Below are 25,601 nucleotides of genomic sequence, written 5' to 3'. Positions count from 1 at the left end.
ACCTAGATTCTGACCTGTAAATTCTTACATGTAAACCTTGAGACATAAGAAAGGTCGGCATCATCCCGCGGAGACGCCACGACGGGCTCCGCGTGATGACGCCGACCGAGGCGACCCCTTCGATGCGGCACCCAAGAGGAAATTCAGGCGTCGTCGCGCCCTCGCCGCTCCAGGTCCTCGGCGGTGTCGATCGCCCATTGCCGCAGCATCTCGGTGGTACGGATGCCCAGGTCCAGCGCGTAGGCCCCGAAGACCGATTCGTCCGGCCCGGTACGGGCCTCCACATCCGCCTTGCGCTGGGTCAGTTCGGCCAGAACGGCGGTGTGCCGGTCCGCTTCGGCGCGCATCACCGCCACCGCCTGATCCGGCGGGAGGAGGGGGACGAGGAACCCGCGCAGCGCGGTCACGTTGCGGACGCTGCGGTACGGATCCTCGCCGGTGACCCACTGGACGATCTCGTCCCGGCCCACGTCGGTGACGGTGTAGACCTTGCGGCCCCGCCCGCCGCCGACGTCCTCGACGGTGACGGCACCGCCCTGCACCATCTTGGCCAACTCCGGATAGATCTGGCTGTGCTTGGCCTGCCAGACGAGGTTGATCGAGTCTTCGAACCGTTTGGCCAGTTCATATCCGGACGCGGGGCCACGGGAGGCCAGCGTTCCGAGCAGGGCGATCCGCAGAGACATGGCGACAGGATACCTCGGGATTGACGTGTAAATACTTACATGTAGGTTGTGTCATATGGAGCGTCTCGGTGCCTCCTCCAGCCCCACGCCGACCCAACCGACGACCCCAACGAGGAAAAACATGACGACCACCCCGGAGAACACCGCCGAACCGGCCGACTCCCCTTACCACGTAGGGCATTACGCCCCGGTGCCCGACGAGACCGAAGGCTTCGACCTGAAGGTCACCGGTACCCTGCCGCGCGAGCTGAACGGCCGCTACCTGCGCAACGGCCCCAACCCCCGCCCCGGTGACACGACCGGCCACCTGTTCACCGCCAACGGAATGCTGCACGGCGTCCGGCTGCGCGACGGCCGCGCCGAGTGGTACCGCAACCGCTGGGTGCGCACCGGCAAGTTGGCGGGCGAGCCGTTCCGGCGTGAGGACGGGACCGTCGACCTGACCGTGGTGAGCGCCAACACGCATGTCATCGCGCACGCCGACAAGCTCCTCGCCCTGGTCGAGACCGGCTTGCCGTACGAGGTCACCGGCGAACTGGAGACGGTCGGTCCGTGCGATTTCGGCGGACGGCTCACCACCGCGATGACCGCCCACCCCAAGGCGGACCCGGTCACCGGCGAACTCCTCTTCTTCGGCTACGGCCCGGTGCCCCCGTACTGCACCTATCACCGGCTGTCGGCCTCGGGCGAGCTGGTGGAGAGCCGCGAGATCGCGGTCCCGGGGGCCACGATGATGCACGACTTCGCCATCACCGAGAACTACGTGGTCTGGCTGGATCTGCCGGTCCTGTTCGACCTGGCGCGGCTCCACGGGGGCATGCCGATGCGCTGGCACGACGCGTACGGCGCACGGCTGGGGCTGATGCGCCGGGACGGCGTGGGCGAGGTGCGCTGGTTCGACATCGACCCCTGCTACGTCTTCCACGTCGGCAACGCCTACGAGGACGCGGCCGGACGGGTCGTACTGGATGCGGTGCGCTTCTCCCGGGCCACGTTCGACGCCATGTGGCAGGCGTTCGGCGGCCACGTCGACAACCCGGCGGTCACCTCGTGGGTGCTCGGGGAGGACCAGTCCGGCTGCCTCTACCGCTGGCGCCTCGACCCGGCCACGGGCACGGTGAGCGAGGAGGCGATCGACGACCGGGGGGTGGAGGTGCCCTCCCTCAACGACGAGTTGACCGGGCGCCCCAACCGCTACCTCTACACGCTCGCCAAGAACTCGATCATGAAGTACGACACCATCTCGGGCACCTCGCGGGCGTACGGCACCGGGGAGGGCTCCGCGCCGGGTGAGGCGGCCTTCGTACCCGCGGAGGGCGGGTCCGGTGAGGAGGACGCCGGCTGGCTGCTGTCGATCGTCTCCTACGGCCCGGGGCGGCGCTCGGAGCTGCTGGTCCTGGACGCCCGGGACCTGACCCTGGTGGCCACCGTGGAGTTGCCGCGACGGGTCCCCTCGGGATTCCACGGCAGTTGGATCCCGGACCAGCGGGGGTAGGCCGGTTACGGGTAGGCCTGTTCACGGGTAGGCCGGTTCACACCCGCCGGAAGGAACCCGGACACATCACGGGCCGGTGCGGCACCCGGCAGGAGACAGTATGCGCATGGAGTTCTTCTGCTATCACCGTGACCGGCCCGGCTCCGTGGCGCTACGCCATGAGCTGCTGGAAGAGCACTGGTCCTACATGGACCGGTATGAGAAGGAGATGGTCGCTCGCGGCCCCACCTTCATGAGCGACGGTGACACCCCCACAGGCAGCGTGCACATCGTCGACTTGCCCGACCCCGCCGCCGCCCGCGCGTTCGCCTTTGATGAGCCCGGATACCAGGCCGGGGTGTACCGGGATGTGCTGGTGCGCCGCTGGCGCAACATGCTCGGGCGCACCATGTGGGACTTCTCCGGTGGCCGGGTCGGTGGCAACCGGTACCTGGTGCTCGGGCTCGGTACCGGGCAGGGGCAGGACCTCGCCGTGCCGCCCTGCCAGGACGAGCTGATCGCCTACGGGCCCCTGCTGTCCGACGACGGCACCACCTGGCTGGGCACGGCGGCGCTGGTCCGGGCGCCGGACCCGGCGACGGCGCGGGCGGTCCTCCCCTCGGGCCCGTACGCCGACGTAGAGGTTCACCTCTGGGAGTTCGGCGGACGGCGCTGAGGGAGCTCGGGGCGGCCTCGCCGATCCGGCAGGGGCGGATCAGGGTGGGCTGAAGAGGGCGGGAAAGCGGGGGGCGAGCCAGGGTTTGCGGCCCCAGGCCAGGACACCGCCCCGGGCCAGAGCGTGCCACGGGCCGAGGCGGCCCAGTGCCATGAGCAGGAAGGCCACCGGTTCGGTGAGGATCGTGCAGTCCGGTCGGCTGGGTGGCTGCGGGCCGACGGCCGCGATGCCGTTCGTGAAGGTGGTGCCGAAGCGGGTTCCGCCCCGGAGGCGAATGGTGTAGCGAGCGGTGAATCCGGTGGTGACGGCGGTGTTGAGGACCCGGGGCATCGCCATGAGGAGGAAGGGCACGGTGAGTTCCACCCGGGCGGGGGTGACCATATGCGGTCGATCCAGGGCGCGGGCGAGATCGTAGCCGTGCCCGAGCATGTGTGTGAGCAGGTAGGACCCGAGTGTCTCCACACTCATCGGGCCCATCGGAGTGGCCAGCTCGCCGCGCGGGCCGGGCCGGGCCGCCGCGTCCAGGAACGCTTCCGCCTGCTTCACGATCATGGCGGCCAGCGGCTCGGCCCCGCGCTCGGCGAATGCGGAGAGCGCGGCTTCGTTGGCCTCGGCCAGCCCAGTGGGCGTACCGTCCCCATAGGGGCGCTCCTTGCCCTCCGCGAGGTGCGCCATCAGTTCGTTGGCGAGAGCCAGATGGGCCGCGGCTTCCCCGACCGACCACTGCGAGCCGGGTACCCGGACCGTGGTGTCGGCCGCCTCGCGCAGCACGGTGGCGATGTCCTCGGCCGTGGAGCGTATCGCCGCGTTCAGCCCCGCGGGCCATGGGTCCCCGAGGTCCTGCCCGCTCAAGGCTTCCATCGCGCTTCCTCCACCCGGCCAGGGCGTGCCGCGGCCCGGTGCCTGCTGTGTCGCCGTCCTGCCGGAGTCGCCAGCCTAAGGTTGGTGGGGCGTGACGTGTACGGGCGGCGCGGATGTTTTCCGCGACAGCAGCTGTGCGTGAGCGGAATGTCCGGGGTCGCCCTGTCCCGCTGAGACACGCGCGCGTGCGTACGCCGTGCCGTCAGAGCGCCGCGGTGGTGGCGGCGGGGTCGGAGGTCGGGGCGTGCGCTTTGCCATGACGGAGCCGCAGTGCGAGAAGTGCCCCCAGCAGGCCCGCACCGCCGCAGATGCCCCAGACGAGTTGGTAGGCGTACTCACTGGCCAGTTCGGGGCCGGGTGCGGGGAGATCGAGAAGGTACATGTTCATGAGGACGGCGAAAACGGCGCCGGTCAGGGAACCGCCGAGGGTCTTGAAGGTGTTGGAGAGCCCCATGGCGATACCGGTGTGATTCTGCGGCACTTGGGACACGATGACGGTCGGCAGAGAGCCGAGGACGAGTCCACAGCCAATACCCTGCACGGCCAGGGCGAGCATCACCTGCCAGAGGCTGTCGTGGACCATCACCAGCAGCAGAAACCCCGCTGCCGTGATGGCGAACCCCGAGCCGAGGACCACACGCGGCCCGGTGGCGACGAGGATGCGGTCCGAGAGGATGGCGGTGAGGAACGCCAAAAGGCCCCACGGCAAACCGGCCAGTGCCAGCTGCATGGTGTCCAAGCCGAAGCCGAAGCCGAGCGCGGACGGAGTGGCCATGTACGTCATGTTGGCGCTCTGTGGGCCGAGCACGATGATGCCCTGGAGGAACCCCATCACATAGAGTCCGGCCAGCGGACCCTGCATGATCAAGCGCACATCGAGCAGAGGCCGCGGCACACGCAATTCGGCTCGGACGAAGGCGAGAAGCACCAGGAGGCCGAAGGCCAGCAGTCCGAGGAACGGGCCGGACCCCCAGCCCCAGGTGCCGCCGCGGGCGAGGGCGAGCAGGGTACTGCCGAGCCCGAGGGACAGCAGGGTCACACCGGTCCAGTCGATCCGGTCCTCGCTGCGCTGGACGGACTCCGGAACGAGGAACAGCACGACCGGCACGCACACCAGGATGAAGGCCGTGGGCAGCCACAGCATCACCCGGACATTGGAGAAGTGCTCGGACAGCAGGCCGGTGCCGATCATGCCGGTGGTGAGGCCGATCGTCATCGAACCCATCAGCATGCCGACCGCGCGGCCGACGCGCCGCGGTCCGCCGCGGTCCCTCACCAGAGCGATGTTGAGGGGCAGCCACGCGGCGAAGAGGCCCTGGAGCGCGCGGCCGACGAGGAGGAGGGCGAAGCTGTCGGCGACGGCCACGATGACGGAGCCGACAGCGACGGCGATGGTGGTGATGCGCATGACGCGGCGGTGGCCGTGGATGTCGCCGAGCTTGGCGGCAGCGGGGGTCGTGATCCCGGCGACGAGCAGCGTGATGCTCATGACCCAGTTCAGGTCGCCGGAGCTGACGTCGAAGTGCTGGCCGATGAGGGGAAGGACCACGGGGGTCGATCCCTGCAAGATGCCGCTGCTCAGCTCGATGAAGACCAGGAAGCCCACGAGTGCGGTGAGCGACTCACCGCGGTGGGACTTCCCCTGGGGCGGCGGGGGCGGCGGGGGCGGCGAGGGAAGGGGAGGGGGTTGGGACATGGCGTCTCCAGGAACAGGAACAGGAAGGGGGATGGGGCGGCGTGGCGGGGGCGCATCGATCGGGCCGCCGGGATCAGGCGGCGGGCTCGCGCCGCAGCCAGACGGCTGCCGCGGCCAGCAGAGCCGTCGTGCCCGATTCGATGGTCGGTTCCGGTACGGGTGCGAAGTGCGGAGAGTGGTTGGAAGGGACGTCCGGCGGACTCGCCGAGGTCATGTCGACGCTCGCGAACAGACCGGGGTCGGTGCCGCCCAGGCACCAGTAGACGGAGGGTGCGTCCAGCTCGGTGCCGAAGGTGCTGAAGTCCTCGCTGGCGGGGACGGGTCGGGGCAGGGTCAGGACGCGGTCCTTCCCCAGTGCGGTGCTCAGGGCGGATTGGACGGCCTCGGTCGCGGCGGGGTCGTTGTCCGTGACGGGGAAGGTGGAAATCGGCACGATCTCCGGGGCTTTGACACACCCGGTGGCGTCGGACTCCGCGTGCACGATCCGCCGGACCGAGGCCAGGACCCGCTCGCGTACCGCCGTCGAGGTGGTTCGGACGCCGACCGTCAGCTCCGCGGTGTCCGGGATGATGTTCTCCTTGGTGCCACCGTGGACGGAGCCGACGGTGAGCACCGCCGACTGGTTCGCACCGACCTCGCGGGAGACGACCGTTTGCAGGCGCATGATGGCCGCCGCCGCCGTGACGATCGGGTCCACGGTCGTCTCCGGCATCGACCCGTGCCCACCGCGTCCGAAGAAGGTGATCCGGAAGAAGTCGGCAGCCGCCATGATGGGGCCCGGCTTGATGGCGACACTGCCGGCCGGGGTGGGGGTGACGTGCTGGCCCAGGCAGATGTCGGGGCGGGGGAACCGGTCCCGGAACCCGTCCAAGATCATGGTTGTGGCGCCACCGACCTCCTCGGCGGGCTGGAAGACCGCCAGGACGGTACCCCGCCAGTGGTCGCGGGTGGCGGCCAGCTGCCCGGCGGCCCCGAGCAGGCAGGTCACATGCATGTCGTGGCCGCAGGCGTGCATGACGGGAACGTCGTCGCCGGCTTGATCGGTCCCCCTCGCGGTGGAGGCGTACGGCAGTCCGGTCTTCTCCTCGACCGGCAGCGCGTCCATGTCGGCGCGCAGCAGCACCACCGGGCCTTCGCCGTTCGTGAGGACCCCGACGACACCGGTGCCGCCGACACCTTCCGTGGTGTCCCAGCCCTGCTCGCGCAGGCGGGCCGCGACGACGCCGGCCGTGCGGAACTCCTGGAAGGAGAGTTCGGGATGAGCGTGCAGATCCTCGTACAGGGTTCGCAGCTCGGGCAGCCGGGCCGGAACTCCGGCGAGCAGCGGCGCGACAGGGGAAACGGCGGTCATGAGAACTCCAGAGACGGGGCCACAGGGCAGGAGGCGTCGATGTGTGTCCGGACTGGTACCGACTGGCCGAAGTGGCACTACGATCCGGCCCATGGGGCAAGAACCGCGAGAATTGCAGCAAAGCGACACAGCCCCGCTTCCGATGCCGGATTCCGGCAAGGACATCGCCCGGTACGGCTTTTCCGAACTGGACCTGGCGTTGGTCGACGCGTTGCAGACCGGCCCGCGCGCCCCGTGGTCCCGGATCGGCCGCGTGCTGGGCGTGGACCCCACGACGGCTTCGCGGCGCTGGGAACGGATGCGCGATGCCGGGCTGGCCTGGATCACCACCCACAGCTCCACGAAGACGATCACGCTCGCCCACGTGGAGGTGCGCTGCCGCAGCCGGTACCTGGCGTCGGTGAGTGCCGCGGTGGCGCGGCTGCCCTGGGTCATCAGCGTCGACGAGACCGCCGGTGACTTCGACTTCTACCTCGGCGTGGCGGCCACCGACCTCGCCACGCTCGGCCGGTCGGTACGCGAGACCATCGGCGGGCTGCGCGGGGTCCGCGCCCTCCGGGTCAGCGTGGGCATCACCCACTACAGCGAGGGGAGCCAATGGCGAACCCGGGCCATGGCCCCGGGGGCCCGTGCGGCGCTGCTGTCCCCGCCGTCGTCGAGCCGTTTCGCCTTCAGCTCGCAGCCGTACGACCTTCTCGCCTCCGGGGACCGGGCCCTGGTGTCCGCGCTCAGTGGTGACGGCAGGTCCGGCTACACCGAACTCGCGGCCATGACGGGCATGAGCGAACACACCGCCCGCCGACGACTCCAGCGCATGGTGCGGGAGGGCGACATCGTGTTCCGATGCGATCTGGCGCACCGGCTCGCCGGGCTGTCCACGGCGATGATCTACCGCGCATCGGTTCCCCACTCCCTGCTCGACAAGACCGGCACCGCACTGGCCCGTATGGAACCGATGCGTCTGTGCATCTCCCAGAGCGGCCCGCACAACCTGCTCATGAAGGTATGGATGCGTGGGCTGGACGCGGTCGATCAGTTCGAGACACTGCTCTCCGACCGCTTTCCGGCGCTTGAGGTCAAGGACCGCACCGTGGTGTTCCACTCCGCCAAGCGCATGGACCGGCTTCTCGACGTCGATGGCCGGGCCATCGGCCGGGTGCCCATCCAAGACCCCCTGCCACCGCTGGCTGCCGCGGACGAGGCAAGATTTTCGGTAACGGATTGACTTCAGAAACCACATTCTGCAATCTGGTTGCAAGATCTGGGGCTGGGGCTCCCATACGAGTCACGATTCCCCGATAGCCGGAGCGCGGGACGGATGAGGAGGCTTGGCCATGCCTGCCGAGCAGGGGACCAACCAGAGTGTCGAGCGTGCTGTCGCCGTCCTGCGGGCGCTCGGCGCCAGTGGCCCGGAGCGCCGGGTCTCGGACATCGCGGTGGACGCCGAACTGGGTCCCTCCACCACCTCCCGGCTGCTGGCCACCCTGGAACAGCTCGACCTGGTGGAGCGCAACCCGGTCAGCGGGCTCTACCGGCTGGGCCTGGGCACCCTGCCACTCGCCACCATGGCGCTGAACGGCCACCCCGTGCACCGGGCTTCCCGGATGGTGCTCCAGACACTGGCGGCCCGCACCGAGCTGGGCGCGAACGTCGCCGTGCTGCGCGGCAGCGAGCTGGTCTTCCTCGCCAACTTCGAGGGAGCGCGCGCCCCCAAGGCGTATGCGCAGGCCGGGCACACCGCGCCGCTGCACGCCACCGCGATGGGCAAGTGCCTGATCTCCCGTATGACGGGCGCGGAGCGTCGCGCGCTGCTCGGCCAGAAGCTGGCGCCGCAGACCGAGTACACCGTGGTCTCGCACGAGGTGCTGGACCAGGAGTGCGACGCGGTACGCCGGGCCGGGTGCGCCACCGAGGTGCAGGAGCGTGCGCTGGGCCGGTCCTCGCTGGCCGCGCCGGTGCTGGACTCGTGGGGCGCGGTGGTGGCGGCGATCTCTCTGTGGGGTCCGGCCTCACTGCTCGGCAGCTTGTCGGCGGCCGGTTCCCCCGGGACCCGGGAGGCGGAGCTGGCCGGGATGGTGATCGAGGCGGCGGACGCGGTCAGCCAGGCACTCGGCGCGCATTGACGCGACAGCGGCCCGCCACGCCCCCCTCCCCCGCCGCGCTCATCCCCTCCGGCCCGGTCAGTCCTGGTAGACCCGTACGGTGAACAGGTGGGCGCGGGGCGCGCCGTGCGTGGTGTCCACCGTGATCCGCAGCGCGTCGGTGCGTACCGGTCCGGCTGCGCCCAGCCGGTGCACTCGGTGGCGGCGCCGGTTGTCCCGCACGGTGGCCACGGTGTGCCACTCGCCTGACTCCTGGCGCGTCTCGAGCCGGTAGTCGCGCAGCAGCTGCGCGGCCACCGGCTCGGGCGTGCGATGCCGGTGCAGGTTGTTGAGGTAGGTGTCCACGTTGTCGTCCATCACCAGGTGGACGGTGCGTATGTCGTGCGGGGCGTCCCACTCCAGCAGCAGGTGTGAGCCGGCGGCGGGTCCACGGGACACCCACATCTGCGGGCCGCCGTACGGCCGCTGGTAGCCCCCGGCCGCCTTGGCGGGCACGAAGGCGGCCGTGTCCGGCAGCACCCGGAAGCAGAAGGACCGACCGCGCAGCTCGCGCGCCGACCACTCCAGCACCGGCTGGTTCTCCTGCTCGGGGATGTCGTGGTCGACTCCCGGGTCCCCGGCACCGCGGCGGCGCAGGGCGAGCACGCCCTCGGTGCCGACGGGTATCAGGTGCAGGGAGGCGCGCGGATCGGCGCGGACCAGTACCACCACGTTCTCCGGGGTGTCGGGCGCGTACCGCAGCGGCGCGGTCACCCACCCGGGGCCACCGGCCGGCACCGTGACCCGGACCGTGTGCAGCGGTACGAGCGGGACGGCGTTCTCCGGGAGCCGGGTGCCCCACAGTTCGACGGTGAGCTCGGTGTCCCGTTCGGCCGAGACCAGCAGCTCGACGGCGTCGAGGACGGGGTCGACGGGCAGCAGCAGACCGATGTCGCGGGTGAGCGGGCAGGGCTCGGCGGGCAGGTCCGGGCCGGGTTCGGCGGTCAGCCGGACGAGGTGTGAGGAGGCGCTGACCCGGGCCGTGCGGGCCAGGTCGTCCGGGTCCTCGTTGGCGATACCGATCACGGAGGCGTCCTGGCGGAGCAGCGTCTGTCCGACGAGCCCGGGGTGTTCGGCGGCGAGGGCCCTCGGGTTCTTCTTGTGCTGGACACAGAGTGCGGCGGCGGTCCCGGCGGCCTCGCCGAGCGTGGCGCAGGTGGCCATCACACGGGTGGCGCCGAAGGCGATGTGGGTGGCGGAGATGTTCCGCCCGGCGAAGAGCAGGTTGCCGACGTTGACCGAGTACAGGCTGCGCAGCGGGATGTGGAAGACGCCGTCCGTGTAGCGCTGCACGGCGCCCGGCCCTTCGGCGTACATGCCCTGTACCGGGTGCAGGTCGACCGACCAGCCGCCGAAGGCCACCCGGTCCTCGAAGCGGCGCTGGGCGAGGATGTCCTGCTGGGTGAGCACATGGTCGCCGGTGAAGCGGCGGTACTCCCGTTTGCCGGGGAGACTGCCGACCCATTCCAGGGTGAGGTTGTCGGCGTCGAAGTGGCCGGAGTTCTTGATGTGGTCCCAGATGCCCATGATCACCGCGTGCAGCTCATCGCGGATGGTCTCGTTGTCGTGGACGGTGTCCAGCTCACCGCCCCACTCGATCCACCAGTAGTCACAGCCGTTGTCGCCGGTGCGCAGGACGCGGTTGCGCAGGATGGGGGTCCGCGAGATGTCCTTCGCGTATGCGGGCGGGACGAAGGGGACGGGGCGGCCGGCGTCCTTGGTGTAGAAGAGGATGGTGGATCCGAGCAGTGCGCCGTCGGACTCCTCGGGGGCCCAGGGTTCGCCGAAGTCGGCGGCCGATTCGCGGCCGATGCGGCTGCGGGCCCCGGCCAGTTCGCCGAGCAGGCCGTCGCCGGTGCAGTCCAGGAAGACCTGGGCGCGGAAGGTGATGAGTCGCTCCGAGCCCATCATCCAGCCGGTGGCCGCGCGTAGGGTGCGCTCGTGTTCGGGCCCGTCCGCCTGGACCTCGCGTACGTCGGTGTTGAGGAACAGGTCGATCAGCGGTTCCGCGTGGACGGCGTCCCTCACCACCTGGTCCCAGTAGTAGGGGTTGCCCTCCGGATTGCGGTACTGGTTCTCGGTGTACAGCTCGCCCATGATGCCGGTCTCCCGGGCGTAGCGCTGGACGCCGTGGGCGGTGGCGCCGCAGACCCAGACGCGTACCTCACTGCTGCTGTTGCCGCCGAGCACCGGGCGGTTCTGCACGAGTGCGACCCGTTGTCCGAGCCGGGCGGCGGCGATGGCCGCGCAGACTCCGGCGAGTCCGCCGCCGATGACGGCGATGTCGTGGTGGAACGCTTCCTGTCGCATCCTGAGCGGCTCCCTTGCGATGTGCGGGCGGGCATGACGGCACCGCCGAGGACTCAGTCTGCACGCTGGAACCGATTATTGGAATACAGATGCAGATAGTGGGTGCGATGTACGGAGTACTGCCACCCTCGCTGACCGGCCAGAACACCGGGGCACTGGGGAGTTACACGGTTCCACGGGGGCGCATGACCGGAGAGGATGGAGCCGTGGGGCCAGGGACCGGAACGGCGCGAAGGGTTGACAGCCCTCAGTGGGTGATTAATCATCCCGCATATTGCACGCCGAATTCAGTCGCGTTTCGCCGGCGTTGCCCACCAGGAAACAGCCCCCGCCCCGCCTGTCGCGCGCCGTGGGCTCACCGCCGCACCGAGCGGCGCCATACCCCTGTCACTCGTTCCGAGAGGAAGCCGCGTTGACCATCCTGCGTACGGGACCGAGTGAGCGGAAAGGCCCGCGCCTGTCCGACGGCGCCTTCGCCGTGCTGCTCGTCCTGCCCGGACTGGCGCTGTTCACCGCGATCATCCTGTACCCGCTGATCGCCTCACTCGTCACCGGCTTCTTCCGCCAGGACCTGAGATTCCCCGGCCGCCAGTTCACCGGTCTGTCCAACTTCGCCGATGTGCTCCAACGGGACTTCTGGCCCACCCTCGAGCACACGCTCGTCTTCACCGTGGGCACCACGGTCGCCTCCTTCTCGCTCGGCTTCGCCCTCGCACTCGCCCTCAACGCGGGCCTGCGGGGCAGCGGATTCCTCCGCGGCCTCTTCCTCTTCCCCTGGGTGATCCCGGGCGTCGTCACCTCGTTCCTCTGGATGTGGATCTTCAACGCCAATTACGGACTGCTCAACGGGGCCCTCATCAAGCTGCACCTCATCGATGAGTCGGTCACCTGGCTCGGTGAGCCGGGCACCGCGATGTTCGCGGTGATCGTGACCAAGACCTGGGCCAGCTTCCCCTGGATGATGGTCATGATGCTGGCCGCTCTCCAGACCGTGCCCGGTGAGCTGTACGAGGCCGCCGCCGTCGACGGCGCCGGGATGGTACGGCGCTTTCGCTCCATCACCTGGCCGGGTGTGCGCGCCATCGCCGTGCTCGCGCTGCTGCTGGAGTTCATCTGGAACTTCCAGCACTTCGACACCATTTATGTGCTCACCGGAGGCGGCCCGGCCAACTCCACCCAGACCTTCGCGGTCGCCGTCTACCAGAGCGCCTTCCAGGGCTTCGACCTCGGCCGGGCGAGCGCGCTCGGTGGCCTGTGGATGCTGCTCCTGCTGGTGATGGTGAGCGGCTACCTGTTCCTTTCGCAGCGGGAGGACCGCACACGATGACCACAGCGACGACGCTCGAAGCGCCCCGGACCGAGGAACGGTCCCGCCCCCGGCACCGCGCCCGCCGCCCGCGCACCCGGCTCCGCCCGGATCTGGTGCGCTCCCGGGCCCTCGCCTGGACCGCGGTGACCGTGATGGGGATGTTCGGTCTGCTCCCCCTGTACTGGATGGTCGTCACCGCGCTGAGCCCGGCCGACCGGGTGTTCCGCTTCCCCCCGGACTTCCTGCCCGACAGCGTCACCTTCGCCAACTTCCGCGCGGTGGCGGACAACGGACCGCTCTTCCACTACCTGACGAACAGTGTCATCGTCTCGCTGACCACGTCGGTGCTCAGCGTGGTGATCTCCACCTACATGGGCTATTCGTTCTCGAAGTTCCGCTATCGCGGCCGCCGTTCGCTGATGAACTTCGTCCTGGCCTCGCAGATGTTCCCGCAGACCCTGCTGCTGATCACGCTCTACGCGCTGTTCCGCCAGTTCGGGATGCTGGGCAGTTACACGGCCCTCATCCTGTCGTTCAGCACCTTCACCATGCCGCTGTGCGTGTGGATGCTCAAGGGCATCTTCGACACCATCCCGGACGCGCTGCTGGAGGCCGCCGCCATCGACGGCGCCTCGCGCTGGCGCACCCTGCACACCGTGGTCGCCCCGCTCGCGGCACCCGGCATGGCCGCCGCCGGACTCTTCTCCTTCGTACGCGGCTGGAACGACTTCGTCTTCGCCCTCACCCTCTCCGACAAGAGCACGATGACCCTGCCACCCGGCCTGGTGAACACCTACATCGGCGAGTTCCAGACCTCCTGGCCCACGCTGATGGCCGCCTCTCTGGTGGTCTCACTGCCCGTCGTCGTCGCCTTCATGTTCCTCCAGCGATTCCTTGTCGGCGGGCTCACCGCCGGTGCCGTGAAGAGCTGACCCCTCCCCCACCCCCGGCATCCCGCAACCTCCTCCGCTCTTCCCACTCATCTTGGAGTCGCCATGTCCAGCTCTGCCCTCTCCCGACGCGGCCTGCTGCGGGCCGCCGGTATCGGCGCCGTCGGTGTCGCGGGATCCGGTCTTCTCTCCGCCTGTGCCCCCGGAGGCGGCTCCGGCTCCGGGGGTGACACACGCGCCAAGAACTTCGAGTTCACCTCGTGGTCGCTGGGGGAGCCGGCCAGCAAACCCGCCATCGAACGCATCCTCAACTCCTGGGAATCCGGGAACAGTTCGAAGATCAGCACCACCACGATCCCCTACAACAACTTCCTCCAGGAACTCAGCCTCAAGCTCAACGGCCGCCAGATCGCCGGGGCCATCCAGCTGGACATCGCCTGGCTCGCGGCCATCGCCCAGACCGGCACCCTGGCCGACCTCGGCGCACACGCCGAGAAGGGCGGGTACACACCCGCCGGTCTCTCGAGCGGCCAGTACAGAAGAAGGCAGTACGGGCTGCCGTGGACCACCGGTGCGATCGGACTCATCGGCAACCAGGACCTACTGGACCGCGCCGGTATCAGGAAGGCTCCCACCACCATCGCCCAATTCGAGGACGCGCTGCGCTCCTTGAAGGAGCTCGACGGCGTCACCCCCTACGCCGCCTCCACCGCGATAGCGCAGCTCGGTGACATCTTCCCGTGGCTCCAGACGTTCGGCTGCCCGGTCATCAAGGACGGCAAGGTCGTCATCGGCGACGATGCCTCCGTCGACGCGATGACCTGGTACAAGAAGCTGTACGACGACAAGCTCATCGCCAAGGACGTGGACCGCAACAGCGCCCGCGCCCTGTTCGGCCGCGGCACCGTCGGCTTCTACGACGATGCCATCGTGGGCAAGGCCGCCGCCCTCGCCAACGCGAAGAGCCCGAAGAAGCTCGGTCCGGCGATGGTGCCGTTCTCCCGGCCCGTACTGCACACCGGCGACGACCCCCAAGCGCTGCTGTGGGGCCATGTCATCGTCGTGGCCAAGGGTGACGGGCAGGACGCGGCGAGCCGGTTCGCCCTGCACACCACCTCCGACGTGGCCACCACCACGAAGTACTTCACATCCGTCGGCCTGCCGCCCGCCACCACCAAGGGCCTCGCCGCGCCCGACATCGCCGCCGACACCTTCGCCACCCAGTGGACACGGCGCATCACCCGCACCGCGACCCCCGGGCCGTTCTGGCCCTACGCGAAGAACGCCCAGATCCTCAACGCCGTGGCCCAGCAGGTACAGGCCGCGCTGGTCGGCAACGCCTCGCCCAAGGCGGCCATGCGGACGGCCGGCGAGCAGGCCGCCCGGCTGCTCGAGGACTGACCCGCGAAGGCGGGCCCGGCCACCCGCGGGCTACTTCCCCATCCAAGACCGGTGCCGCTCGCCCCTACTCCTCCACGGCACCGCAACACCCATCCACGCACGGCCGGTCCGGCCGTCGCGAACCGACAGGAGACACCGTATGAGAGCAGGACGGAAACCAGTCCTGATAGCCCTGACCACGGCAGCCGCCGCCTTGTTGACCGCGCTGCTGCCCGTCTCGACACCGAGCGCGGCCGCGGCGGCTCCCCAGCCGGACAGCGCCCTCTACACCCAGCGGCTCAAGGACGACTTCAACTCCATCGACACCAACACCTGGAAGTACCGCACCGACGGCAAGCGCTACAGCTGCCAGCAGGCCGACAACGTCTCGGCCCGCGACGGCCACCTCGTGATCGCCCTGAAGAAGGAGAGCGCCACCTGCGACGGCAAGGCGTACGAGTACTCCGGCGGCGGCCTGATCTCGAAGAAGAAGTTCCGGTACGGCTACTACGAAACCCGCGCAAAGATCAACAAGGGGCCCGGTTGGCACACCGCGTTCTGGTCCATGTGCGGTAACACCAGCAACACCGCCGACCCATGCAGGAAGACGGAGATCGACGGCTTCGAGATCGAGTCCTCGAGGCCGAAGGAGATGCGCCACAACATCTTCGACTGGACCAGGAACGGTCTCACCGTCAGCAGCCAGATGTACGACAGCGGCATCGACACCTCGGCCGACTGGCACACCTACGGCTACCTGTACGACGAAACCGGCGTGACCTTCTACATCGACGGCAAGCCGGCACCCCAGAAGGGACAGGTCGACGCCAACGGCAAGCTGAAGTGGACCGCGACGGAACACCCGGGCGACTGGATGAACATCTGGCTGACCAGCATCGCCTACGAGACCCCGCCCGCCGGTGGCTCGGCCACGGGCGAAGTCCTCTTCGACTACGTCACCTTCTCCGAGAAGAACCGCTACATCGACAACGACGAACCCCTGTCCGGCACCTACACCGAGTCCGGGTCCGGCTGGGCCACCAGCGGAGATGCCAAGAGTGGCTTCGCCGAATCCACCTCCCGCTACTCCTGCACATCCGGATCCTCCGCCCAGTGGAGCACCCAGGGACTGGCGCCCGGAAAGTACACCGCCTGGGTCTACAACGTCAGCAACGCCACCAGTGACCCGGCCGCGAAACTGACCTTCACCCATGACGGCACCGCGACCACCTCCACCCTCGATCAGAAGACCACACCCACCGGCTGGAAGCAGATCGGCGGCACCGTGACACTCGGCTCCGGCAACCAGAGCATCAAGATCGCCGCCAGCGGAACCGGATGCGCCCGCGCCGACTCCGTCAAGTTCGTCCGCACCGCCTGACGCCCTCACCCCGCGGCGGCGAACCACACAACAGCCCGCCCACCACGGCCGGTTGGGCGCAGGACGGTCAGCGCCCAACCGGCCACCACACCTGATCTCCATCGATGGGACCGCCATGACGCCGACCGCCCGGGCCAACGGTGACGCGCACGGCGCGGCCGGCAGAGCGCTGCCCGCACCGCGCACCCCTTCTCCGCGGGACGCGCCGGCTCTGAGCTGGGGTGTGATCGCCCCGGGCCGCATCGCGGCCCGCTTCGCCGAAGCACTGCTGGCCCACACCGCACAGCGGGTGGTGGCGGTCGGCTCACGCGACGCCGCCCGGGCCCGCGCGTTCGCGGACCGGTTCGGGATTCCGGCGGCCTACGGCAGCTACGCCGAACTGCTCGACGACCCGAGCGTGGACATCGTGTACATCGCGTCGCCGCACTCCGGCCACTTCGACCAGGCCCTGCGGGCGATAGAGACCGGCCGGCACGTACTCCTCGAGAAGGCGTTCACCCGCAACGCCCGCGAAGCCGGGCAACTCATCGAGGCCGCCCACGAGCGGGGAGTGTTCCTCATGGAGGCGATGTGGACGCGCTTCCTGCCGCACATCGACGTCATCCGCCAGGTGCTCGACTCCGGAACGCTCGGCGAGGTGCGGACGGTCATCGCCGACCACGGCCTGTACGCGCAGCCGGACGCGGCCCACCGCCTGTACGCCCCCGAGCTGGCGGGCGGGGCGCTGCTCGACCTCGGTATCTATCCGCTCTCCTTCGCGTCCATGGTCCTCGGACCGTTCGCCTCGGTCACGGCTGTCGGCACGAAGACCTTCACCGGTGTCGACGGACAGGCGTCGATCGTCGTCACCGGAGAGTCCGGGGCACACGGTGTGCTGAACACGACGCTGTTCGCCCGCACTCCGACCACGGCGTCGATCTCGGGAACCCGTGCCCGGCTGGAGATCGAGGGCCACTTCTACGGACCGGCGGCGGTACGCCTCATCGGCCGCGACCACGAGCTCATCGACCGTTACGTCCCCACGCGGCGCGACGGCGGGCTGTGCTACGAGGCCGCAGAAGCGGCCCGATGCATCGCGGCCGGGCAGCGGGAATCCGAGCTGATGCCACTCGACGAGACGCTGCGCCTGATGCATGTCCTGGACGACATCCGCCGCGACCTCGGCGTCGCCTTCCCCGGCGAGTGACACACCCCGCCACCAGATCCCGCGAGGAGCACGAACCCCTCATGGGCACCCGTCATCTGCTGGGCCGGAGGATCCTTCTCATCGGTGGCACCGGAGTGATCAGCGCTGCCTGCTCCCGACAGGCCGCCGCACCCGGCGCCGATCTGTACGCGACGCCGACCAGGTGCGCACCGCGCTGAAGGGCCAGGAGTGCGATGTCGTCGTCGACCTCCTGGGCTTCACGACCGACCACATCGCCACGACGCGCAGCGCTTCCCCGGGTGCACGGGGACGGGACCGCGCTGTGGACCCTCCGTGGCGCACGCCCTGCGACGGCCGCGTGAGCGTCATGAACCGGCATGGCCCTGTGTGCTCATCCCAGCCAGGATCAGCTCCAGTTTGGCCCGCATCGCCGCACGCAGACTGAACGGAGGGCCGTCACCTTCGGCCTGAGGCTGGACCCAACGACCGAGCGTGTCGGTGTACACAGCGGTGAGGACCTCGCAGACGGCGTCGGCCGAGATGCCGTCCGTGAACTCTCCACTGCCCTGCCCCACCGCCACGGCGTCGCGGAACGAGGTGAACACGGGGAACACCTCCGCCAGATCGCTGATCTCCACCAGCCACCCCTGCACCAGCACCGACGCCAGCGTGAGGTCCCGCTCGTTCTCCTCGGCGAGCAGGTCGAACTGCCGGCGCAGCATCGACGCACCCGTCCGTGCGTGCGCCGAATCCTCCGAGACGAGCAGGGAGAGCTGCTTGCGTCGTTCGCCCGCCCAGACGACGACCAGGTCCTGTTTGCGGGGAAAGTGGTTGAAGAGGGTCCGTCGGGCCACATCCGCGCGTTCAGCGATGGCGTCCACCGAGGTGGCCGCGTAGCCGCACTCGGCGAACAGTTCCAAGGCCGCGTCGATGATGCGCGACCGGGTGCCCTGACGTCGTCGTTCGCGGCGATCGGGGGTGTCCGTCTCCACATTCACCGTCGTCATCCTACGTCAGATGTTTTCGTGGATGCACTCTGGTGCTTAATTGCACTCCAGTGCAATTATAGCGAGAGTAGCCACGGCGACCCGGCATCCGCCGTGGCCCAGCACCAGCACGCACACGCCAGGTGGCAGACGCGGCAAGACACACCGGCGCCGTCCATGGGCGCCAGGGAAGGACGGCATCCCATGACCACTCCGCTTCACCGGTCACCGCATCCGCTGACGTTCGTGGCCGCGGCCGGTACCGGAGAGCCATCCTCGGCTCACGAGGGGGCGACGTACCGGATCGAGGTGATGGGACTCGGCGGGTTCCAGAAGGAAGGGCTCGCCGAGGACGTCCGTACCGGCAGGAGGTGGCGCCTGGTCTGCGATGAGGGCAAGTACCTACGCGGAGACAACATGGCGCCCGCACCACTCGCGTACTGGATCGCCGGCCTCCAGGCGGACATCACCTTCCGGATCACCGAGGTGGCACGGGTGGCCGGAGTCGCCTTCGACGACCTCAACGTGGCGGTCGGCCAAGGATTCGGCGTGAAGGGCTCGTTCGCCAAGGGCCAGGCCGTGGCGCAGGTCTACGATCTGCGGTGTGATGTCGATTTCGTATCCGATCATGCCGACGCGACCGTAGAGACACTGGTCAAGCAGGCACTCACCGAGTCCTCCGCGCTATCCGCCCTGATCGGTCCCCACGAAGGGCTCTTCGCCCTGACCACGAACGGCAAGGAGACGCCGGTCGACGACCTCGCGAAGTCCCGGACGCCCCAGGACGATCCCTTCCTCAGGCACGCACACCAGCCCGCCCCGGCCGAGACACGGCCGGACGCGGTTCCGGTCTCCCACCCCGACGCGGACAGCCCGCCCCTCATGCTCAACGACGACCACGACGGCATCGTCCGCTGGCGCATACGAGCCGACGGCGGCGTCGACACCACCACCGGGCTGTTCGTCACCCGTATCTGGTTCTCCGAGAATGTGCCGACCTGGACGCTGCTCAGCGACCCGGCCAACCATGCGGCGCCCGCTCCGCTGGTGCATTTCGCGATCGGCACCGCCTTCTGTTTCCACACCCAGTTGTGCCGCTACGTCAGCGTCCGCAGGATGCCCGTGGAAGCACCCCGGCTGGCCCAGCTGAGCCGATTCACCGCTTCGGGGTTCGAGCCACTCGACACCCGCCTCTTCCTGAACGGCCGTGTGTCGGGCGAGGAAGCCACCTCTCTGATGACCGCCGCGGCCAACACGTGTTACGCGCACCGCGCTCTCACCGTTCCGGTCGAACACCACACATCGATCACCCATGGCGGACCTCGCTGACGGGTTCGTGTCGCACCGCTCGCGGACCGCGATCCGCACCGAGCGGCCGTCACCCGTTACACAGCCTCCAGTTCATCCGATCCCGAGGGAGCGACCATGCGATTCGTCACCTACGCCGCCGCGGAGGGAGACCGCGCCGGTGTCCTGGAAGAGGACCAGGTGTATGCCCTGGCACCAGGCCGCCGGCTCATCGATCTGCTGGACCACCCCGACACGCTTCGCGAGGCGGGCGAGCGCGCCTTGAACGACGCCCATGAGATACAGCCGCTGGCCTCCGTCACACTGCGATCCCCCATACCCGCTCCTCCCACCGTGCGCGACTTCATGACCTTCGAGCGTCATATCGAAGGAGTGCTGCAACTCGCCGACAAGAAGGCGAAGTTGGCGGAGCAGTGGTACAAGGCTCCGGCTTTCTATTTCACCAACCCCTACGCCGTCCAGGGGCCGTACGACGATGTGCGGGTACCTCCGGGATCCACCCTGTTCGACTACGAACTCGAGGTCGCAGCGGTGATCGGCCGAGGCGGTCGGAACATCCCGGTCGACCGCGCGGAATCACACATCGCCGGCTACATCCTGATGAACGACTGGTCGGCCCGGGACCTCCAGTTCGAGGAGGTCCCCCTGATGCTGGGCCCGGCGAAGGGGAAGGACAGCGCCACCACGCTGGGGCCGATGCTGGTCACGCCCGACGAACTGGCCCCCCACCGTGAGGGAAACGCCTTCGCGTTGCGCATGACGGCCGAAGTGAACGGCGTCGTGGTCGGCGAGGACATGTGGAGCAACATGGCCTTCAGCTACGCCCAGATGATCGCCTACGCCTCACGCGGAACGGAGGTCCGCACCGGTGACATCCTCGGATCCGGTACCTGCGGTGGTGGCTGCCTCGCCGAGCTGTGGGGACGCAAGGGCCTCGACGCCCATGGGGCGCTGTCCCCGGGAGACACCGTCACGGTGAGCGTCGAGCTCCTCGGGAGCCAGACCTGCCGTGTGGTGCCCGCCGCACCACACCCCGACGACGACCTCACCGCTGTGCGCGGTCCTGGGAGCACTCTGTGAACCACCACGATGCCTTTCTCACCGAAGTGACCGACGGCGTGTTCGCCTGGATACAGCCGGACGGCTCCTGGTGGCTCAACAACACCGGCGCGATCAGTACGACCGACGGTGTGGTCCTCGTCGACACCTGCGCCACCGAACCACGCACCCGCGCCCTGCTCGACGCTGTCGACCGCGCGACCGGCGGCAGGCCGATCGTGTCGGCGATCAACACACACGCCCACGGCGACCATACCTACGGCAACAGCGTGTTGCCGGAGAACACCGTGATCATCGGTCATGAGAACACCCGCGAGGCGCTGCTCGAGGACACCGTCATCGACGGCTGTCCGCCCTTCTGGAATCCCGTGCCCGACTGGGGACACGTCACACGCCGCCCGCCCCTGGTGACCACACGCGACGGCCTCACCCTCCACCACGGAGGCCACCGGATCGAGGTGTGTCACCCCGGGGGCACCGCCCACACCACGGGCGACCTGGCCGTCTGGCTGCCGGAGCCGCGTGTCCTGTTCACCGGGGATCTCTTGTTCCACGGGGTGACGCCATTGGTGCTCTCGGGCTCCATCGAGGGCGCCCTCAAGTCGCTGGACTGGATCGCCGGTTTCGACCCCTCCCACGTCGTCCCCGGCCATGGCACCCTCATCGACGCCGGTGCCCTGCCCGCGGCACTGGACACCCACCGCCGCTACTATCAACTCGTCCTGGACCGTGCCCGCTCAGGTCTGCACGAAGGTCTGACACCCCTGGCCGCCGCGCGGCTCGCCCCGCTGGGAGAGTTCGCCGCCCTTCCCGACAGCGAACGGATCGTGCTCAACCTCCATCGTGTCTATGCCGACCTCACGGGCAAGCCCCTGGACATCAGGCAGGCATGGGGGGACGCGCTCACCCTCAACGGCGCCCCCATGACGACCCACGTGTGACCGGCATGCTGGCGGCAACGCCTCGCACCAGCCCCGCATCCCCTGGACGTCACGCGAGGCGAATGAGGGCAGAGTCACGTGCTCAGTCGGCGTTCTTGTCTCCGGTCATGTCGTACTCGTCGACATCGAGCTCGGCGCCGGTGGCGTTGAGGAAGTCCAGGACTTCGCGGTCCAGGTGCCAACCGAAGAGGTTGGGGGCGCCCGTGGTGTCCGCCTGGGGCCGGTCGACGTCGTTGAAGTAGCGCACGGCTTGCAGCACTGCTCCGCCACCGGTGCCGGCCAGACGCCTGGTGAGGTCGCAGATGCGGTCCGTGTGGGGCTGAAGCCTGTCGAGGATGCGGGTGATCTGCTCGTCGACGCGCAAGCCTGGTTCCCGGCAGACGACCATCCACGAGTGGTCGGTCGGAAGCACCGCAGGCTCGGTACACCGGCTGCCGCGAACGGTTACCTCGTCGGGAGTGATGCCCAGCCGGGAAGCCATGTCGTCTGCCGAGATGTGCTGGCTGAAGAGGGCGAAGTAGGCGTACTGATGAAGTGGCATCCCGTGGATGATAGCCACGCGGGAAGGGGCCGACCGAGAATATGCGTGCCCCCAGGGGTCGGGCAGCCGCCGTCCAGGGCCTGTTTTCGACAGTGGATCGTCTGTCAGACCTGCCTGGCATGCTCCGAGCATGGAGATGACCGTGCAGCTGACGATCGACTGCTCCGATCCGCAGAGGATGGTGACTTTCTGGGCCGAGGCCCTGGGCTACGTGGCTGAGCCTCCGCCGGGCGGGCACGCCACGTGGCGTGCTTACTGGGCGGCGGTGGGGGTGCCCGAGGCGGAGTTGCCGACCGGTGCCGGGGATATTCCGGAGTCGATCATCGATCCCACGGGACGTGGACCGAGGGTGTGGTTCCAGCAGGTTCCGGAGCCGAAGGCCGCCAAGAACCGGTGGCACTTCGACCTGAAGGTCGGTGGGGGCCGTGACGTCCCGCTGGACGTCCGCACACAGCGGGTCAAGGCCACGGTGGAACGGCTGGTCACAGCTGGTGCCACCGTGCTGCGGATCAAGGATGAGCCGGACATGGGGTTCTACGCCACTGCCATGCAGGACCCCGAGGGCAACGAATTCGACGTCGTCTGAGAACCGTTGCGCTTCCCGCGGTTGCGGGCCCTTGCCGTCGCACACGGGCCATTCGATGATGAAGACATGGCGGCGGCGCACACACCCACGTACTCGACTCGGCTGCTCGCCCCGGACACCTGGCAGGACTTCGCGGCCCTCGTAGACCGGCACAACGGCGTCTGGGGCGGTTGCTGGTGCATGGGCTTCCACCCCGAGGGGGTGAAGAACGCGCAGAGTGCGCAGGACAACAAGACCGCCAAACGAGCCCACGTCGACCGTGGTACGTGCCATCAGGTGCTCGTCTACGCCGATGCCGAGTGCGTCGGCTGGTGCCAGTTCGGTCCACCGGCAGAGCTCCCCCACATCAAGAACAGCGGAGCCTACGCGAAGGAGCTCGATCTCCTCCCCGACTGGCGGATCGGCTGTATCTTCACCGCCTCCAAGCACCGTGGACGAGGGGTGGCCCGTGCCGCGGTCGGTGCCGCGCTGGTGGCGATCCGGGCAGCCGGTGGGGGGACGGTCGAGGCTTATCCGGAGCAGTCCCGGGGGCGGCCCCCGCAGCGCGGGGCCTACTTCCATACGGGGCCGGAAGAGCTCTACGCGAACTTCGGCTTTGTCCGCCAACGCAAGATCGCCAAGTGGCGATGGGTCATGCGGCTCACCGTATCCGCCGATCAACGCGAAGGCTGACCGTACGTGCCGGGTACCGCCCGTCGCCACCAGCACATCGCGCCATTCTCCCGGTCGGCGGACGGCAGAAAGGCAGCCGGTTTCCGTACCCTGATGGCATGCGCATGCGCCCCACTCTGAGCTGGACCCCCACCGAGGACCTGCCACCGGGCACCACGGACCTGGAGCCGATCGCCGATGCGCTGAGCACCGGCGGTGTGCTGGTGCTCAGCGGGGCGGGCCTCTCCACGGAGTCGGGCATCCCCGACTACCGGGGCGAGGGCGGAAGCCTGAGCCGACACACCCCGATGACGTACCAGGACTTCACCGCCAGCACCGATGCCCGGCGCCGCTACTGGGCGCGGAGCCACCTCGGCTGGCGCACCTTCGGCCGCGCCCGCCCCAACGCCGGGCACCGAGCCGTGGCCGCGTTGGGCCGGCACGGCCTGTTGTCGGGTGTGATCACCCAGAACGTCGACGCACCAGGCCGCCGGCAGCGAGAGCGTCGTGGAACTCCACGGAAGCCTGGAGCGGGTCGTCTGCCTTTCCTGCGGCGCCTTCAGCCCGCGCCACGAACTCGCCCGGCGGCTGGAGGAGGCCAATGTGGGCTTCGAGCCGGTGGCCGCGGGAATCAACCCGGACGGTGACGCCGACCTCACCCACGAACAGGTCGGCGACTTTCGTGTGCTGCCCTGCACGGTCTGCGGCGGCATCCTCAAACCCGACGTGGTGTTCTTCGGCGAAGCCGTACCGCCGCCACGGGTCGAGCACTGCCGCGAGCTGGTCCGTGAGGCGGCCGCACTGCTGGTCCTGGGCTCCTCACTGACCGTGATGTCCGGGCTCCGGTTCGTCCGCCAGGCGGCGCGGGCCGGAACACCGGTATTGATCGTCAACCGGGACCCGACCCGGGGCGATCAGCACGCGCTCAGCCGGGTCGCGCTCCCCCTGGGAACGGCGCTCACCACCGTGGCCGACCGGCTGGGCCTCCCCGTCGACAGCCGGACGGGGAGTCCGGACGGCTTCGCGGTTCAGCGTGGCTCAGCCGGTCTCGGTGCGGTGGCCGCTCATGACGGCGAGGCTTTCGTCGCGGACGGGGTGTGAGGTGTCGCGGTCCGGGCGGTACGGGGCCAGGGTGGGCTCGGGGATGGACGTGGTGAGTTCCTTGGTGGCGAGCGCGGCGAGGAGCGGTGCGAGTGTGACGCCGCTGTGGGTGGTGATCGTGTAGAGCCCGGGAGCCTGGGGATGCGGGCCGACCAGGGGAAGCCCGTCTTCGGGAACGGGGCGGACACCGATCCGGGTGCCTCCCAGGGAGCGGAAGGCGGGCAGGATCGCGGCGCACCGGCTGAGGAGTTCGGCTTCGGGCGGCACGGGGGTCGCCGAGGTCGGGGCGAGGAGGGCGTCGACCGGCCAGGAGATGGCGCAGACCCGGTTGCCGGGGGCGGGGCGCAGATCGACGCCGGAGGTTGCCACGATGGCGCGCAGCGGATCGGCCAGCGGTACGGACTCGCCGACCAGACCGGGGATCTGGCGCAACGGCAGCCGCACTCCGGCCAGTTCGGCGATGCGTCCGGCGTCGGGGCCCGCGCAGTTGACGATGTGGTCGGCCTCGAAGCGTCGGCCGCGCGCCTGGGCGCCACGCACCCGTTCACCGTCCAGCAGCAGGGCGGTGACGGGGGTGTCATAGCGGATGTCGGCGCCCAGGGCCGCGGCCCGGTCGAGAAGGGTGCGGGCGAGGAGCGGGGTGTCGTACCAGGCGGCGTTGTCGTGCACGAAGAGTTCGGTGGCGCGGCAGGACGCCGGGTCGATGGGAGGTGCGAGGGTGCGCAGCTCGCCGGGGTCGGCAGTGCGGCAGGGGTGGCCCCAGGCGGCGAGGCGTTCGGCACGTGCGCGGAGGGTGCGCTTTTCCTCCTCGGTGTGGCCCCACTGGATGAGCGGTGCGGGGTGGCGCCAGCCGGTGGCTGTGGTGCCGGTGTGCAGCTCCTCCTCCAGTTCCCGGTGGAGCGCGGCGCTGCGCTGGTTGAGCAGGAAGTAGGAGTGCGGTGTCTTCAGATGGGTGACATCGATGGAGAAGGTGGCGCTGGAGGTGCCCGGTGTGCGGCCGCCGGCCTCGAGCACGGTGACGCTGACGCCTGCTTCGGCGAGGCGGTGGGCGGTGGCGGCGCCTATCACTCCGGCGCCGATGACGAGGGCACGGGTCATGGAGAATCCTTCGGTGGCGGTCGGGGGT

General features: G+C 69.2%; 23 protein-coding genes and 1 pseudogene. 16 read left to right on the top strand and 8 right to left on the bottom strand.

All coding sequences use genetic code 11. The features are described 5' to 3' along the window. Positions 1–143: 143 nt before the first annotated feature. Positions 144–686, bottom strand: a complete 543-nt coding sequence (locus AB0C66_RS16660) for a PadR family transcriptional regulator (RefSeq protein WP_362438136.1) — start codon at positions 684–686, stop codon at positions 144–146. A gap of 121 nt (positions 687–807) precedes the next feature. Here AB0C66_RS16660 and AB0C66_RS16655 point away from each other — a divergent pair, with 121 nt between their 5' ends. Together AB0C66_RS16655 and AB0C66_RS16650 are read left to right on the top strand one after the other, a co-directional pair. Next, the gene (locus tag AB0C66_RS16655) at positions 808–2,181 is read left to right on the top strand and encodes a carotenoid oxygenase family protein (protein ID WP_362438134.1); all 1,374 of its coding nucleotides are present in this window, start codon (positions 808–810) and stop codon (positions 2,179–2,181) included. Positions 2,182–2,287: 106 nt separating this feature from the next. Further along, complete coding sequence (locus AB0C66_RS16650) at positions 2,288–2,836, top strand: YciI family protein (RefSeq protein WP_362438808.1); 549 nt, start codon at positions 2,288–2,290, stop codon at positions 2,834–2,836. 39 nt (positions 2,837–2,875) lie between these two features. On the opposite strand, the gene AB0C66_RS16645 is transcribed toward AB0C66_RS16650, so the two are convergent. From AB0C66_RS16645 to AB0C66_RS16635, 3 genes are all read right to left on the bottom strand, one after another. Next, complete coding sequence (locus tag AB0C66_RS16645; RefSeq protein ID WP_362438132.1) at positions 2,876–3,697, bottom strand: maleylpyruvate isomerase family mycothiol-dependent enzyme; 822 nt, start codon at positions 3,695–3,697, stop codon at positions 2,876–2,878. Between the two features lie 202 nt (positions 3,698–3,899). Then, complete coding sequence (locus tag AB0C66_RS16640; protein ID WP_362438129.1) at positions 3,900–5,393, bottom strand: MFS transporter; 1,494 nt, start codon at positions 5,391–5,393, stop codon at positions 3,900–3,902. 73 nt (positions 5,394–5,466) lie between these two features. Then, entirely contained in the window at positions 5,467–6,744 is a 1,278-nt protein-coding gene (locus AB0C66_RS16635; RefSeq protein ID WP_362438126.1) for an amidohydrolase, read from the bottom strand. A gap of 91 nt (positions 6,745–6,835) precedes the next feature. On the opposite strand from AB0C66_RS16635, the gene AB0C66_RS16630 reads away from it, so the two are divergent. Both AB0C66_RS16630 and AB0C66_RS16625 read left to right on the top strand, forming a co-directional pair. Beyond that, positions 6,836–7,969, top strand: a complete 1,134-nt coding sequence (locus AB0C66_RS16630; RefSeq protein ID WP_362438124.1) for an Lrp/AsnC family transcriptional regulator — start codon at positions 6,836–6,838, stop codon at positions 7,967–7,969. Between the two features lie 109 nt (positions 7,970–8,078). Then, entirely contained in the window at positions 8,079–8,867 is a 789-nt protein-coding gene (locus AB0C66_RS16625) for an IclR family transcriptional regulator (protein WP_362438121.1), read from the top strand. Positions 8,868–8,924: 57 nt separating this feature from the next. Here the strand turns inward: AB0C66_RS16625 and AB0C66_RS16620 are convergent, their stop codons facing one another. Next, positions 8,925–11,195: an FAD-dependent oxidoreductase gene (locus tag AB0C66_RS16620; protein ID WP_362438118.1), complete on the bottom strand. Its 2,271-nt coding sequence runs from the start codon at positions 11,193–11,195 to the stop codon at positions 8,925–8,927. 412 nt (positions 11,196–11,607) lie between these two features. Between AB0C66_RS16620 and AB0C66_RS16615 the strand changes: the two genes are divergently transcribed. The 6 genes from AB0C66_RS16615 (at position 11,608) to AB0C66_RS16590 (ending at position 17,520) form a co-directional block, all read left to right on the top strand. Beyond that, on the top strand, positions 11,608–12,522 hold the full coding sequence (locus AB0C66_RS16615; RefSeq protein WP_362438115.1) for a sugar ABC transporter permease: 915 nt from the start codon (positions 11,608–11,610) through the stop codon (positions 12,520–12,522). After that, positions 12,519–13,436 (top strand): carbohydrate ABC transporter permease, encoded by a 918-nt coding sequence (locus AB0C66_RS16610; protein ID WP_362438112.1) that lies wholly within the window; start codon positions 12,519–12,521, stop codon positions 13,434–13,436. The genes AB0C66_RS16615 and AB0C66_RS16610 overlap by 4 nt, the downstream gene beginning before the upstream one ends. A 63-nt stretch (positions 13,437–13,499) precedes the next feature. Next, positions 13,500–14,795, top strand: a complete 1,296-nt coding sequence (locus tag AB0C66_RS16605; protein WP_362438109.1) for an ABC transporter substrate-binding protein — start codon at positions 13,500–13,502, stop codon at positions 14,793–14,795. Between the two features lie 139 nt (positions 14,796–14,934). Further along, positions 14,935–16,155 (top strand): family 16 glycosylhydrolase, encoded by a 1,221-nt coding sequence (locus tag AB0C66_RS16600; RefSeq protein WP_362438106.1) that lies wholly within the window; start codon positions 14,935–14,937, stop codon positions 16,153–16,155. 115 nt (positions 16,156–16,270) lie between these two features. Next, on the top strand, positions 16,271–17,341 hold the full coding sequence (locus AB0C66_RS16595; RefSeq protein ID WP_362438103.1) for a Gfo/Idh/MocA family oxidoreductase: 1,071 nt from the start codon (positions 16,271–16,273) through the stop codon (positions 17,339–17,341). 41 nt (positions 17,342–17,382) lie between these two features. Continuing rightward, positions 17,383–17,520: a hypothetical protein gene (locus AB0C66_RS16590; RefSeq protein WP_362438100.1), complete on the top strand. Its 138-nt coding sequence runs from the start codon at positions 17,383–17,385 to the stop codon at positions 17,518–17,520. 147 nt (positions 17,521–17,667) lie between these two features. On the opposite strand, the gene AB0C66_RS16585 is transcribed toward AB0C66_RS16590, so the two are convergent. Continuing rightward, positions 17,668–18,300: a helix-turn-helix domain-containing protein gene (locus AB0C66_RS16585; RefSeq protein ID WP_362438097.1), complete on the bottom strand. Its 633-nt coding sequence runs from the start codon at positions 18,298–18,300 to the stop codon at positions 17,668–17,670. A gap of 192 nt (positions 18,301–18,492) precedes the next feature. On the opposite strand from AB0C66_RS16585, the gene AB0C66_RS16580 reads away from it, so the two are divergent. The 3 genes from AB0C66_RS16580 to AB0C66_RS16570 all read left to right on the top strand — a co-directional run bounded on the left by AB0C66_RS16580 (position 18,493) and on the right by AB0C66_RS16570 (position 21,596). Continuing rightward, positions 18,493–19,617 carry a hypothetical protein gene (locus AB0C66_RS16580; RefSeq protein WP_362438094.1) on the top strand — a complete coding sequence of 375 codons (1,125 nt, stop codon included), beginning with the start codon at positions 18,493–18,495 and terminating at the stop codon, positions 19,615–19,617. 96 nt (positions 19,618–19,713) lie between these two features. Further along, on the top strand, positions 19,714–20,676 hold the full coding sequence (locus tag AB0C66_RS16575) for a fumarylacetoacetate hydrolase family protein (RefSeq protein ID WP_362438091.1): 963 nt from the start codon (positions 19,714–19,716) through the stop codon (positions 20,674–20,676). Further along, positions 20,673–21,596, top strand: a complete 924-nt coding sequence (locus AB0C66_RS16570; RefSeq protein WP_362438088.1) for an MBL fold metallo-hydrolase — start codon at positions 20,673–20,675, stop codon at positions 21,594–21,596. The genes AB0C66_RS16575 and AB0C66_RS16570 overlap by 4 nt, the downstream gene beginning before the upstream one ends. An 82-nt stretch (positions 21,597–21,678) precedes the next feature. Here AB0C66_RS16570 and AB0C66_RS16565 read toward each other — a convergent pair whose 3' ends face one another. Then, a complete protein-coding gene (locus tag AB0C66_RS16565) occupies positions 21,679–22,137 on the bottom strand; it encodes a DUF4279 domain-containing protein (RefSeq protein WP_362438085.1) in 459 nt (152 codons plus the stop codon). A 130-nt stretch (positions 22,138–22,267) separates the two neighbouring features. On the opposite strand from AB0C66_RS16565, the gene AB0C66_RS16560 reads away from it, so the two are divergent. From AB0C66_RS16560 to AB0C66_RS16550, 3 genes and pseudogenes are all read left to right on the top strand, one after another. Beyond that, positions 22,268–22,723, top strand: coding sequence for a VOC family protein (locus AB0C66_RS16560; protein WP_362438082.1), 456 nt, complete (start codon positions 22,268–22,270; stop codon positions 22,721–22,723). Between the two features lie 66 nt (positions 22,724–22,789). Next, a complete protein-coding gene (locus tag AB0C66_RS16555) occupies positions 22,790–23,395 on the top strand; it encodes a GNAT family N-acetyltransferase (protein ID WP_362438079.1) in 606 nt (201 codons plus the stop codon). A 98-nt stretch (positions 23,396–23,493) separates the two neighbouring features. Further along, positions 23,494–24,475: pseudogene (locus AB0C66_RS16550) on the top strand (NAD-dependent protein deacetylase). Here the strand turns inward: AB0C66_RS16550 and AB0C66_RS16545 are convergent. After that, positions 24,413–25,573 carry an FAD-dependent oxidoreductase gene (locus AB0C66_RS16545; RefSeq protein ID WP_362438076.1) on the bottom strand — a complete coding sequence of 387 codons (1,161 nt, stop codon included), beginning with the start codon at positions 25,571–25,573 and terminating at the stop codon, positions 24,413–24,415. The pseudogene AB0C66_RS16550 and the gene AB0C66_RS16545 overlap by 63 nt on opposite strands. Positions 25,574–25,601: the final 28 nt, after the last annotated feature.

This window comes from Streptomyces sp. NPDC048636, from assembly GCF_040650655.1.
Taxonomy (GTDB): domain Bacteria; phylum Actinomycetota; class Actinomycetes; order Streptomycetales; family Streptomycetaceae; genus Streptomyces.
Note: the sequence above shows the minus strand (reverse complement) of the source record. Positions and strands in the feature narration are given on the sequence as shown.